Here is a 13,429-nt window from a genome sequence, read left to right as displayed (position 1 = left end):
GCCCCGCGGGGGCAAATCAAGTATTCGGAAAGGAGGCGAAATCCTGGTCTGGGGGCCAACTTGGCTGAAAATAAAAACAGTCAAGTTTTTTGAACCAGGTAAGGGATCTTGAAAGTGCTGGTTATAGGCGGAGGCGGCCGGGAACATGCCCTGGTCTGGAAAATCGCTCAGAGTCCCAGAGTGGAAAAAATCTATTGTGCGCCGGGCAATGCGGGCATTAAAGCCCTGGCTGAATGTGTAGAGATTGCCGCTGATGATGTGGAAAAACTGCTGGCCTTTGCCAGAGAAGAAGGTATAAACTTAACTGTGGTGGGGCCGGAAGCGCCTTTGATGGCCGGGATTGTGGATGCTTTCCGGGCGGAAGGGCTGAGGATTTTCGGCCCTACCCGGGCTGCCGCTGAACTGGAAGGCAGCAAGGCCCTGGCCAAGGATTTGATGGCCAAATACAACATCCCGACGGCAGCTTATCGGGTTTTTACCGAGGCGGAACCAGCCAAAGCCTTTATCCGCCAGCTGGGGGCTCCCTGCGTAGTTAAGGCCGATGGTCTGGCGGCAGGCAAGGGGGTAATCGTGGCCCGGACTCTGGCGGAAGCGGAAGCTGCCGTGGACCTGATTATGGGAGAAAGGGCCTTTGGTTCTGCCGGGGACCGGGTGGTGGTGGAAGAATACCTGGAAGGACAGGAAGTGAGCATCCTGGCCTTTACCGATGGTCGCACCGTTATTCCCATGGTTTCCGCCCAGGACCACAAGCGTATTTTTGACGGCGACCAGGGGCCCAACACCGGCGGCATGGGGGCCTACTCCCCGGCCCCCATCTACACGCCCGAGGTAGCGGCGGTAGTGGAACGGGAAATACTCCTGCCCACCATCCAGGGGATGGCGGCAGATGGCCGTCCCTATCAAGGGGTATTGTATGCCGGGCTGATGTTGACCAAAGATGGTCCGAAAGTGCTGGAATACAATGCCCGTTTCGGTGATCCGGAAACCCAGGCTGTCCTGCCCCGGCTGGAGACTGACCTGGTGGAAATCATGGAGGCGGTGATCGATGGCCGTCTGGATGAAATCCAGATTCAGTGGAAGCCGGAAGCGGCGGTATGTGTGGTAATGGCGGCAGAAGGCTATCCCGGTCCCATTACTAAAGGGGATGAAATCCAGGGCCTGGCTGAAGCGGCAGCGACAGGGGCGCTGGTTTTCCATGCCGGGACAATGGCCGAAGGTGAACGCATCCTCACGGCCGGGGGCCGGGTGCTGGGGGTGACGGCCCTGGGGGCAAACATCGAAGAGGCGATTCAGAAGGCCTACCAGGGCGTGGAGTGCATCAGTTTCCGGGGTATGCAATACAGAAGGGATATTGGGGCAAAAGCGTTAAGATAACAGGAAAAATCCCATCTCTTGAGAAAGGAGATGGGATTTTTTGCATATCTATAGCATCTGATGGAAAAAAATGATAAGATAAAAACAGATGGAGGGAATAAACTATGCCTGACAACTATTTTTCCGAAAGCGCTGTGCAATACCGAATTAAATCCTATCAAGACTACCTTAAATTACCGGAAGGAGAAAGATGGGAAATCATCGACGGCCAAGCCTATGCTATGGTAGCTGCCCCATCCTGGCAGCATCAACAAATAGTTCTCGAGCTGGCGAGCACCATCCACTCTTACCTGAAGCAGAAAGGAAACTGCCAGGTCTATGTGGCCCCCTTCGATGTCAGACTGATCGATGCAGGAGAAACCGAGCAAAACTGCTGCAATGTAGTACAGCCGGACATCAGCGTCATCTGTGACCGTACCAAACTGGATGATAAAGGCTGTCTGGGGGCCCCGGACTGGATTATTGAGGTGGTTTCCCCCTCCCATACCTCCCATGATTATGTGCGCAAGCTGAATCTTTATGAACGATTCGGGGTACGGGAGTACTGGATCGTCAACCCTGATTCCCGCCATATCCTGGTGTATCGCCTGGGAGAGCAAGGAGGTTATGGTGCCCCAATCATGATCCGGGAAGGGGAAATCGCCCAACCTGGCTTGTTCCCGGAATTGAACATTGACAGCCGGGAACTGTTTGCGGAATAGGGAAATGGGGGTATGATCATGTCGGATAACCATTTTTCCGAAAGCGCTGTGCAATACCGTATTAAAACCTATCAAGACTACCTAAAATTGCCGGAAGGAGAAAGATGGGAACTCATTGACGGACAAGCATATGCGATGGTAGCGGCTCCTTCCCGGCGCCATCAGGAGATAGTGACTAATCTAATCGCTATAATCAAACCTTTTTTGATGAAAAAGGGGATATGTAAAGCTTATGTAGCCCCTTTTGATGTCAGGCTGCCGGAGGAAGGAGAAACCGAGGAAAACTGCCGCAATGTAGTACAGCCGGACATCAGCGTCATCTGTGACCGTACCAAACTGGATGATAAAGGCTGTCTGGGGGCTCCGGACTGGATTATTGAGGTGGTTTCCCCCTCCCATGCCTCCCATGATTATGTGCGCAAGCTGAATCTTTATGAGCGATTCGGGGTACGGGAGTACTGGATCGTCAACCCTGATTCCCGCCATATCCTGGTGTATCGCCTGGGAGAGCAAGGAGGTTATGGTGCCCCAATCATGATCCGGGAAGGGGAAATCGCCCAACCTGGCTTGTTCCCGGAATTGAACATTGACAGCCGGGAACTGTTTGCGGAATAGGGAAATGGGGGTATGATCATGTCGGATAACCATTTTTCCGAAAGCGCTGTGCAATACCGTATTAAAACCTATCAGGACTACCTCAAATTGCCGGAAGGAGAAAGATGGGAAATCATCGACGGGCAGGCCTATGCCATGGTAGCGGCTCTTTCCCGGCGTCATCAGGAAATAGCGGGCTATCTGTTTAATAAAATCTATTCATATTTACAGCAGAATGGGACATGCAAAGTCTATGTAGCCCCTTTTGATGTCAGGCTGCCGGAGGAAGGAGAAACCGAGGAAAACTGCCGCAATGTAGTACAGCCTGACATCAGCGTCATCTGTGACCGTACCAAACTGGATGATAAAGGCTGTCTGGGGGCCCCGGACTGGATTATTGAGGTGGTTTCCCCCTCCCATGCCTCCCATGATTATGTGCGCAAGTTGAATCTTTATGAACGATTCGGAGTTCGTGAGTACTGGATCGTCAACCCTGATTCCCGCCATATCCTGGTGTATCGCCTGGGAGAGCAAGGAGGTTATGGGGCCCCAATCGTGATCCGGGAAGGGGAAATCGCCCAACCTGGCTTGTTCCCGGAATTGAGCATTGATACCCGGGAACTGTTTGCGGATTAATCAGAATAAGGAGCAGTAAGATGAAACTGGATGAGCTATTTATCGAAAAGGTTATGAAGAAAGTAAATAATTATTTATTACGGTATGAACCGGAAAAAGCCTTGCGTTTACTGGACCGTGAGCTAAAAAAACATCCTCAGGCCTGGCCGCTGGCAATGAAGAAGGCAATTATTCTTTTCGAGGAGGGGGAAATGGCAGAGGCTGAACAGCTGTTGCTTACAACCAGGGAGCAGTATCCCGAATTGCCGGTGGTCTATTTCTGGCTGGCGCGCCTGGCGCTGGAACAGATGCAACTGGAAAAGGCTCTGCAGTACTGTCAGACCTTGCTGGAGCTGGAACCTTTTGATGCGGTTAACTATGTACTGCGGGCAGAGGTTTACGAACTGCTAGAGCGAAACCAGGAGGCGGAAGGGGATTATACTAAGGCGTTGGAGCTAGAGGAAAAGACTGACCTCTACTACCGACGCAGTTATGTCCGTTTCTTGCAAAAAGATTTTGAGGGAGCTCTGGCTGACCTGGAAGAGGCCCGGCAGGCAGCCCTGACTGATGAAGAAAAAAGCCGGGTGGAATTTGGTACGGGTGTGGTTCTGGCGGGAATGGGCCACTATGATGCGGCAGAACGGGCCTTCAACCTGGCCCTGGAGCTTTACCCCGATTATTTTGCCGCCCATGAGCAGCGGGCTTTTTGCCGGCTGGAACTGGAAGACTGGGAGGGGGCACTGGAGGATAGTGAATGGCTGCTGGCAAGAAGGCCGGATGAGGACCGTTTCTGGTGGTTGAAAGGCCTGGCGTTATACCGGCTGGGACGAGTGGAGGATGCTTTGCTGGCTGCGGAAAATTATCTGCAGCAACATCCGGAGGATCCGGCGGCCTATTTCAATTTGGGCCTGATGTACGAAGAGCTGGGAGAACTGAAACAGGCAACAGAATTTTACTCCCTGGCCCTTGAGCTGGACCCTGGCTATGCTGAGGCCTATTTGCGCCGGGCCTGGAGTAATTATCAGCAGCTGGAACTGGAGAAAGCCCGAACAGATTTGCTCTGGTGGGTTTATACTGCTTTTTCCGATAGTGACCTTACCACCATGCGGGCGAGGCTGGCAGAGGCCCCTGGTTTTGATGAAGAGTTTCTGAACTCAGTGAGTGAACAGCTGGAAATGGGGCCGCCACAGGATAAAAGCTTTTTATGCTGATGGCGAAATTTGCTGCAATTTTTGGCAAGGATATCCTGCAACGGTGTCGAATACCCCTGGTGTACAGAGTTAAAACTTTGGAGGCCGATTTGGCCCTGGCAGCGGCAGGAGGTCTCAACAATCCGTTGCTGGCGCGCTATCGACGCTATATAGTCGTCGAACATGCCTTATTTTCCGGGCGGCCAGTACTGGGGCTGATCACCCTGGGTACTCCGCCCTCGCCCCACTTGCTACTCCAACTCAATGTTTTCTTCTCTGCTGGCAATAAATTGGCCAGTTGGTAATGGAAACAAAATCTGATATAATGTCCATAAAGGCCGCCCATGTAATACTGAGGGGGGAAGGACTATGCCAACCAGAATGAGGTTAACAGACATTAACTTGTTGGAAGTCCTGAGTTCGCCGGAGTATGCCCGGTTCTTGAAAGAGTTTCGGGAACAACAGTTTTCTAAAAAGGCAATACTTTTTTCACCGAACGACGAGAAAAATCTGGTGTTTTTGGTGAAATCGGGGAAAATCAGGGTTTACCTGGCTTATGAGGATAAAGAATTTACCCTGTCCATTTTGGAGGCGGGTGATATATACAGTACACATACCCGGGCTTTTACCCAGGCAATGGAAGACACAACTATACTGGTTACCGATGTCCGTAATTTTAAAAAGATTATTGCCGAGTTTCCTGCTTTTGGTTTAAATATGGTTAATGTGCTGGGGGATTTGCTGAAAAACTCAATTACGATAATTAATGGTTTGGTTTTTAAAGACACCCATCTAAGATTGGCGGAATTTTTGGTTCAAGCTGTGAAGGACAGAGGCGTGACGGTAGAACAAGGAATCAAGTTAGAGCTGGGCTTAACTACTGAAGAAATTGCTCTGGTTCTGGGGGCTACCCGTCAAACGGTTTCAGTTCTTTTAAATGATCTGAGAAAATCGGGTATTTTAGAAAAATTGAGTCGGCGAACTATTTTGATTAAAGACTTGAAAAGATTACAGGAAATATCTTCAGGTTTCTAATGAGGGAGCGAAAATGCTATTTCGCTCTTTTTTTTATGCAATGTGTTGCGATACCGCAAAAAAGCATGGCTGAATTTTTTTGAAAACTGTCGGCTACCCGACAGATTTTTTTTTAATTCTTCGCTAAAGTAAAAATAGCATAAATTTTTTGAAAGTTCATTGAAAGGAGGCTAAAAATATGAGCAAAACTGTTCACAACGTAGAAGAGTTAAGTCTGGACACCGGGGTTCAGGAAATGTTGCTTAAAGCCCGGGAAGATGGTGTGGAGACTGCTTTTGACCGAAGTGAGGCGATGGGTGCTCGTTGTAAATTTGGGCTATTAGGGGTTTGTTGTAAACGCTGTCTGGAGGGACCCTGCCGAATTGTTCCCGGAGGCAAGGGACCTCAGGCGGGAGTTTGTGGGGCAACGGCTGATGCTATAGTTGCACGGAATTTCTTGACCCTGGTTACTGAGGGAGCGGCTCCCCATATAGAGCATGCCAGAGAGGTAGCATTAACCCTGCTGGAAACTGCTGAAGGAAAGGCGCCCTATAGTATCAGCAACCCTGATAAACTGCTGGATATTGCCGCCAGGTTAGGTCTGACAGTTGATGGCAGGGAAATTAAGGAGGTAGCCAGGGAGGTGGCTCTTAAGGCCCTGGAAAACTTCCAGCAGCAATTTGGCGTACTCCCCTGGTTAAAAATCAAGGCTCAACCAAAGACTGTAGAAAGATGGCAGAGTTTAAATGTTTTGCCTGTTAATGCCCATCTGGAGGTAACTAATGCCGTCAACCGGCAGGCCATGGGATGTGATGCCGATCCGGTTAACCTCCTGTTAGGTGCAATCCGGGTAGCCTTGACTGATGGGTATGCAGGGCTGCACCTGTCTACTGACTTGTAGGACGTCCTGTTTGGTGTCCCGGCTGTGGTCAAGTCTGAATACCGGCTAGGGGTAATTAAAGAAGATATGGTTAATATTTCCGTACACGGCCATATACCCATGCTTTCTGAAAAAATAGTGGAATGGGCGGAAAAACTGGAAAATGAGGCCAGGGCGGTTGGAGCAAAAGGGATTAATATTTTCGGGGTCTGCTGTACAGGAAATGAAATATTGATGCGCCGGGGTGTACCTGTGGCAACCAACTTCTCCAGTCAAGAAATGCCGATTGTTACAGGTGCGGTAGAAGCCATGGTGGTAGATATTCAGTGTATTATGCCCAGCTTACCCAGGGTGGCAAAATGTTATCATACAGAAATTATTACTACTTTACCCAGTGTTAAAATCCCGGGGGCTACTCATGTAGAATTTACCCCGGAAAATGCTGATGAGGCAGCACAAACGATTATTCGCAAAGCCATAGCTAACTTCACCAAACGGGACCCCGCGAAAATAAAAATACCTCAGGATAAAGTAGAGGCTTATGCCGGATTTTCGACGGAGCAGATTTTAGAGGCGCTGAAAAAGGTGAACCAGGAAGACCCTCTGCAACCTCTGGTGGAAAACATCAAATCTGGAAACATTCTGGGCGTAGTGGCCCTGGTAGGTTGTACCAATCCTCGAATCAAGCAGGACTGGGCCAATGTCGAAGTAGCCAAAGAGCTGTTGAAACATAATGTGCTGATTGTAGCAACAGGTTGTTCGGCCCACTCCCTGGCCAAATTTTCCTTGATGTCACCCCGGGGGCTGGAGTATTGCGGTGAAGGATTACAGCAGGTGTTAAAGGTTATTGGAAAGGCCAACGGCCTGGAAACTCTGCCGCCCGTTCTGCATATGGGTAGTTGTGTTGATAATTCCCGGGTAGATGACCTGGTAATGACGCTGGCCAACTATCTTGGAGTTGAAGCAAGGGATCTGCCTGTTGCCGGATCAAGCCCGGAAGTGCAAAGCCCCAAAGCTTTAGCCATTGGCTCCTATTTCCTGGCCCAGGGAATTGATGTGCATGTAGGGATTCAGCCTCCCATTGCCGGATCAGAGCTGGTCAGCAATATTTTGATGGGAGACAAAGACCGGCATGCTCTGACTATGGATGGTCTCTTCGGGGGAAAACTAATCTATGAAGAGGATCCGATCAAGGCCGCACACCTAATTTTAGAGAGAATCATACAAAAACGCAAAGCCTTAGGGTTACCCTGCCCGGATATAACTTAAATGTCAGGAGTTGATACCGGTGTCTGAAAAAGGGCTTAAAATTGCTATTTCCGGTAAGGGCGGGGTGGGAAAAACCACCCTGTCCGCCCTCCTCTGTCATATTTTTGCCCGCGAGGAGAAGCGGGTACTGGCTGTGGATGCGGACCCTGATGCTAATTTAGGCACAGCTTTAGGATTTCCGCCAGAGATTTTAAAAAATTTGACTGCAATCTCTGAGGATAAAGAGCTAATCAAGGAGCGTACCGGAGCCGAACCGGGCACATCGGGTCAGTTTTTTACCCTTAATCCCCGGGTTGAGGATATTCCTGAAAAATATATAGTAGAGTATGACGGCATACGGTTAATGCAAATGGGTAAAGTAGCTAAAGGGGGTTCAGGGTGTGCCTGTCCGGAGAGTGTTTTGCTTAAACATCTTCTACGTCATTTGGTATTAAAGGCTGAGGATACTGTAGTAGTTGATATGGAAGCCGGTTTGGAGCATTTAGGACGTGGTACGGCTGCGGGGGTAGATGCTTTTATTGTTGTAGTTGAACCTGGTAAACGAAGTTTCCAGACAGCACAAGCAATAGTAGCTCTGGCTCGGGACCTGGGAGTCACCAGGGTTTTTGCAGTGGCCAACAAGGTACGTCCGGAAGATGAGGCAATAATTCGGCGAGATTTGGATTTTATGCCGATTTTAGGATTTATACCTTATGACCAGGCAGTAATTGCTGCTGATTTGTCTGGTTTAAGTGTAGTGAAGCAAGCTCCCGAAATCGTAGCAAAAGCATATGAAATTAAAAATCGCTTGTTGGAAGAGCTGGGAAGAGTGTAACTTTACGCGGCCCTAAAGTGCTGATGTAATGGTCGTTAAGAGCCGACCATTCAGACGCCTTTAGAGCCTTTTTTTCTTTGTGTCATCTTAGCGACAGAAATAATGGGGTGACATTGATATACTGAAAGTGAAAAACCACACGATTTTAAGTAAAGGCTTTGGGAAGGAGGCAGAAGATGTGAATTTTGGTTCTCTATTCAGTGAGTCATCTGTGCTAGCTTTGTTTGGTGCAATCGTTATTCTGGCTGGCGAACTGATTGCGCTGAAGCAGATGAAAAACTTAATCCGATTACTGACTATCTCCAGTATTGCAGAAATCGGATATGTTCTGCTGGGACTTGGTCTTGGTACTTATGAAGGTACATCGGGAGCTCTGTTGCATCTGGAATATCAAATAGTAATGCGGGCATTGGTCTTTGTTGCTGCGGCAGCGCTAATTGCACGAGAACGATCTGACAGTATTGAAAAGCTCAAGGGTATAGGTAAGGCCATGCCGGTTACAGCAACCTTGTTCGGTTTTGGCCTGTTCTCGGTCATGGGCTTATCACCCTTTAAAGGTTCTATTAGTAAATTTTTAATAATTTATGCGGCCATTGCAAGCGGTCACTGGTTTTATGCCGCTATCGCCACATTAGGAAGTATCCTTGAGGCAATCTACTTCCTTCTCATCTTTCAGAAACTGTGTTTCGAGCAACCTGCACAGTCAGGGGCCAGTACAGAAAAAGTTAGAGAAGCTTCCCCGGTTTTGCTGGCAGCTATGCTGGTCCTGAGTGGGCTCACCGCTTTAATGGGCTTGTTACCGGAGCCTTTTATTCATAGTGTTGAGTATATGACTGCTGTATTATTAGGGAAATCAGCGCAACTACCTGCCTTTGAATCACCCTGGTCCATTTTGGTGCTCGTTCCCTATGTGGGCGGATTTATTGTTTATCTGGTCGGGCGTTTTTCAGCGGTTTTGCGCAATATCCTGGCGGTCGCCCTTACCGGTACAACGGTATACTTGACCTGGCAGGGTGGCGATTTTGACAGTCTATCCAGATTTTTCGCCCTGATTATGGCTTTTATTGGCTTCTTAGTTACGCTTTACTCTATCGGTTATTTTAAGGATAAGCCGCACACAAATCGCTACTTTTTCTTCTTATTTTTAATGATCGGCACTTTGCTTGGTTTGACAACCAGCAAGCACCTGGGGAATTTTTACGTCTACTGGGAATTAATGACCTGGACTTCTTACTTTTTGGTTATTCAGGAACAAACTGAAAAGGCGCTGCGGGCCGGTTTCAAATATTTTATCATGTGTACTTCCGGTGCTTATATTATGCATTTTGCAATTTTAACTTTGCATGTAAAGCTTGGAACCTTCGATATGGCGGCGATTTCCGCAAACTTACCTGAGTTAACTCCAAGCCTTATGCTTGCAGTTTTGGGAATGTTTATAATCGGTTTTGGTGTCAAAACAGGCCTGGTACCGCTGCATAGCTGGTTGCCTGATGCTCACCCTGTAGCACCTTCGTCTATTTCAGCACCGATGTCAGGGATTTTGACCAAAACCGGTATTTACGGACTGGTACGTATTCTCTTTGTTGTTTTTGGGGCAGGTTTGCTGACTGAGCTGGGCACTACCGGTCAATTTTCTACCATTGGATTTATAATCTCCATGCTTGGGGCCCTGACCCTTTTGTACGGTGAAATTATGGCCCTCCGGCAGACCGACATTAAAAAAATGCTGGCTTATTCCACTATGGCCCAGGTGGGCGAGATAGCAGTCACGCTGGGAATAGGCACTTATTTGAGCCTGGTTGGTGCTCTTTATCACGTTTTGAATCATGCTATTATGAAAAACCTCCTGTTCCTGGCGGTGGGTGCTTTAATTTATCGCTTGAAGAGTCAGGAAATCTCTAAGTTCAAGGGTATCGGCCGGGTAATGCCGGTAACGTCTTTGTGTTTTAGTATTGGCATTTTAGCTATCATGGGCTTGCCACCTTTCAACGGCTTTATCAGTAAATTTTTAATGCTTTACGCCAGTGTACAATCCGGCCATCTGGCAGTGGCGGGTTTAATCCTTCTGGGCAGTATTATTGGCGCTTTTTATTACCTGAAACTGGTTAGGGTTATTTTCTTTGAAAAGTACGAGGGTCCTGCTGTTAAGGAAGCTCCTATTACCATGTTGATTCCAGTTGGGATCCTAACGGGTTTGACTGTGTTTAATGGCTTGTATCCGCAAGCGGGCCTGGCTTTAGTTAAGCCGGTGGTCGATATGATTGCAGCCAAAGGACATATGGCTACAACTGCTATACCTGATGTTACCATCGCCTGGCCCCTGATGGCAGTAATTCCGATGGTAGGCGCTCTGGTTACTTACCTTTTAGGCAGACGTTCGGCCAGGGTCAGCGGCTGGTTAGCAGTTGCGACAATGGTGGCAACATTGATAACAGTTTTAACTGTCTCTTCTGGTCATGACATTTTTTCCCGGAGTTTTGCTTTACTTATCGCTTTTATTGGGGTTGTAAATTTATTCTACTCACTGGGTTATATGGATCACGGACACGCCCAGAATCGCTTTTATGCGTTCTTCCTTTTAATGATTGGCGGCCTTCTGGGTGTGGCGGTGAGCAAAGACCTCTTCAGTTTCTTTGCTTTCTGGGAAATCATGAGCAGCTGGACTCTGTACTTTGTGATTATTCATGAGGAAACCAGGGAGGCATTACAAGAAGGATTCAAATACTTTATTTTTAATTATGCTGGAGCCAGTTTGATGTTTTTGGGACTATTAGTATTAACAGCTAGCACAGGCACCTTTGAGATGAGTGAGCTGGCCGGGCGGTTAAGTGCCTTGCCGACAGGTCTGGTGGCTTTTGGTTTAATCTTGATGTTGATCGGCTTCGCCATGAAAGCTGCTATGTTACCTTTCCGCATCGATTATCAAATGCATCCACCAACAGCACCAACACCGGTCAGTGGCTATATTTCTTCTGTGCTGTTAAAAAGTGCGCCTTTTGGGATGGTTAAATTATTTTATGTATTTGGAGGCATTTCTCTTATAAGCAAGTTAGGCCTGGCAGGCGGGATGCCGAGCCTGATGTATATAGTTGCCTGGGTAAGCGGCTTAACAATCTTAATGGCTGCGGCACTGGCTCTGCTGCAAAGTGGTATGAAACGCCTGCTTATTTATCATACGGTAAGCCAAATGGGTTATATCATCTTAGGAGTCAGCCTGGGCTCTTCTTTAGGTATGGCTGGAGGATTATTGCATTTAGTTAACCATATGCTGTTTAAGAACCTGCTGTTCTTAGTTGCCGGTGCCATTATGGTGAAAACCGGTATTGAAAACCTGGACAAGTTAGGAGGAATTGGCAGGAAAATGCCGGTAACTCTGGGGGCCTTTGCGATTGGGGCATTTTCTATTGCTGGCATTCCGCCTTTTAATGGTTTTACCTCTAAATGGATAATCTATGAAGCTGCCATGGAGAAAGGATATGTGTTTTTAGCGATATTCTCCTTGTTAGCAAGTGTTTTAACCTTAGCTTCTTTTCTTAAATTTTTACATTCTGCCTTTTTCGGACAATTACCGAAGGAGTTAGAGAATGTAACTGAAGCACCGTGGACAATGCAAATTCCTATGGTAATTCTGGCTGTTTTGTGTGTAGTTTTTGGGGTTTTCCCTGGTATACCACTTACTACCATTGCGGCCATCGAAAGCTGGTTGGGTCTAACCCCGGTTTCAGCTTCGCTCTTTGGGATTGATTCCGGGCTGGGGGCGTGGAACGCCGGAGTTATCGCTGCAGTATTGGCAATAGCCTTCATTGCAGGTGTAAGTGTCTACTTTATTGGCAACGGGAAAATCAGATATACAAAAATCTATACTTGTGGAGTAACTGATTTAACAGCCGAAGAAGTGCATGTTAATTCCCATAATCTTTATGAATCGCCCAAAGGCCTGGTTAAACAGTGCATTAAAGTTTTATACCGGATTACCGGTCTGGGTAAGGGGGTGGAATTGTGACGGATGTTGTACAACTAATCTTTAATTTGTTGCTCTTTCCCGGGGGTTTGTTTGCTATAGTCGTTGGCTTGTTCCTTATGGGAATTGACCGTAAGATTGTTGCCCGAATACAGAGGCGGGTTGGCCCCCCTATTTTCCAGCCCTTTATTGACCTGGTCAAACTAGCCAGGAAGGAGGTAGTTGTGCCGGAGACTGCGCATCTGCAGGCATTCAGGTTAGCGCCATTGCTGGGGTTTGCCGGAATGATAGTGGCCGTTACCTTGATACCTATTGCTGGCGTATACAAGGGTCTTGAGTTTTCGGGAGATTTGCTGGTTGTGCTTTATTTGCTGGCATTACCTGCCATTGCTTTGATGGTCGGTGGCTCTGCTTCCAGCTCACCCTTTGGAGCTGTAGGTTTTTCCAGGGAAATGGTCATGATGATGTCCTATGAACTGCCGTTACTGGTAGTACTGGTAACCGTTGCTTTGAAAGTTGGATTGGCAACGGGTGGAATTGCTACTTTCTCTTTAAGTGAAATTGTGAGGTACCAGCTGGAAAACGGGGCATTACTTTTTGATTACACCATGTTACCGGCTTTACTGGCTTTTCTGGTTTTCATTCCAGGTAACATGGGGGTAGTTCCCTTTGATATCCCCGAAGCAGAAACTGAAATTGTCGAAGGTCCGCTTCTGGAATATTCCGGCACTTCTTTGGCTTTATTTAAACTAACAAGTTCCTTAAAAATGGTTGTGGTACTGGGTTTAGCCATAGCCCTCTTTTTTCCGACACCTCTGGGTGAAAACATGTTGCTTAACCTGTTGTGGTATATCTTAAAATGTTTAATTTTAATGGTAATATCCATTACCGTTGTGCGTGCCAGTACAGGAAGGGTTCGAATCGACCAGGCCTTTAAATTTTATCTGAAGTATCCTACCGCACTGGCATTAATCAGCCTGGTATTAACATTGTTACAAAGATGACAGGGAGGTGGCA

The 13,429-nt window shown here is 47.8% G+C and carries 10 protein-coding genes and 1 pseudogene; all 11 read left to right on the top strand.

From position 1 onward, the window contains the following. The first annotated feature begins 108 nt into the window (after positions 1-108). The 11 genes and pseudogenes from purD (at position 109) to JDF658_RS09155 (ending at position 13,416) form a co-directional block, all read left to right on the top strand. Positions 109-1,374 (top strand): phosphoribosylamine--glycine ligase, encoded by a 1,266-nt coding sequence (gene purD / locus JDF658_RS09205; RefSeq protein ID WP_078666711.1) that lies wholly within the window; start codon positions 109-111, stop codon positions 1,372-1,374. A gap of 104 nt (positions 1,375-1,478) precedes the next feature. Continuing rightward, complete coding sequence (locus JDF658_RS09200) at positions 1,479-2,075, top strand: Uma2 family endonuclease (protein ID WP_079907340.1); 597 nt, start codon at positions 1,479-1,481, stop codon at positions 2,073-2,075. Between the two features lie 18 nt (positions 2,076-2,093). Next, positions 2,094-2,690: a Uma2 family endonuclease gene (locus JDF658_RS09195; RefSeq protein WP_143311982.1), complete on the top strand. Its 597-nt coding sequence runs from the start codon at positions 2,094-2,096 to the stop codon at positions 2,688-2,690. 18 nt (positions 2,691-2,708) lie between these two features. Continuing rightward, positions 2,709-3,305 (top strand): Uma2 family endonuclease, encoded by a 597-nt coding sequence (locus tag JDF658_RS09190; RefSeq protein WP_143311981.1) that lies wholly within the window; start codon positions 2,709-2,711, stop codon positions 3,303-3,305. Between the two features lie 20 nt (positions 3,306-3,325). Then, positions 3,326-4,495 (top strand): tetratricopeptide repeat protein, encoded by a 1,170-nt coding sequence (locus tag JDF658_RS09185; protein WP_078665958.1) that lies wholly within the window; start codon positions 3,326-3,328, stop codon positions 4,493-4,495. Next, positions 4,489-4,779: a hypothetical protein gene (locus JDF658_RS09180; RefSeq protein ID WP_079907334.1), complete on the top strand. Its 291-nt coding sequence runs from the start codon at positions 4,489-4,491 to the stop codon at positions 4,777-4,779. The genes JDF658_RS09185 and JDF658_RS09180 overlap by 7 nt, the downstream gene beginning before the upstream one ends. A 64-nt stretch (positions 4,780-4,843) precedes the next feature. Beyond that, positions 4,844-5,509, top strand: a complete 666-nt coding sequence (locus JDF658_RS09175; RefSeq protein ID WP_079907332.1) for a Crp/Fnr family transcriptional regulator — start codon at positions 4,844-4,846, stop codon at positions 5,507-5,509. Between the two features lie 178 nt (positions 5,510-5,687). Beyond that, a pseudogene (cooS, locus tag JDF658_RS09170) lies at positions 5,688-7,637 on the top strand (anaerobic carbon-monoxide dehydrogenase catalytic subunit). A 19-nt stretch (positions 7,638-7,656) separates the two neighbouring features. Further along, positions 7,657-8,451, top strand: a complete 795-nt coding sequence (locus tag JDF658_RS09165; protein ID WP_078665962.1) for an AAA family ATPase — start codon at positions 7,657-7,659, stop codon at positions 8,449-8,451. A gap of 178 nt (positions 8,452-8,629) precedes the next feature. Then, positions 8,630-12,454: a proton-conducting transporter membrane subunit gene (locus JDF658_RS09160; protein ID WP_079907331.1), complete on the top strand. Its 3,825-nt coding sequence runs from the start codon at positions 8,630-8,632 to the stop codon at positions 12,452-12,454. Beyond that, positions 12,451-13,416: a respiratory chain complex I subunit 1 family protein gene (locus JDF658_RS09155; protein ID WP_079907329.1), complete on the top strand. Its 966-nt coding sequence runs from the start codon at positions 12,451-12,453 to the stop codon at positions 13,414-13,416. The genes JDF658_RS09160 and JDF658_RS09155 overlap by 4 nt, the downstream gene beginning before the upstream one ends. Positions 13,417-13,429 lie beyond the last annotated feature (13 nt).

The organism is Carboxydocella sp. JDF658 (assembly GCF_002049395.1).
GTDB lineage: Bacteria > Bacillota.
Note: the sequence above shows the minus strand (reverse complement) of the source record. Positions and strands in the feature narration are given on the sequence as shown.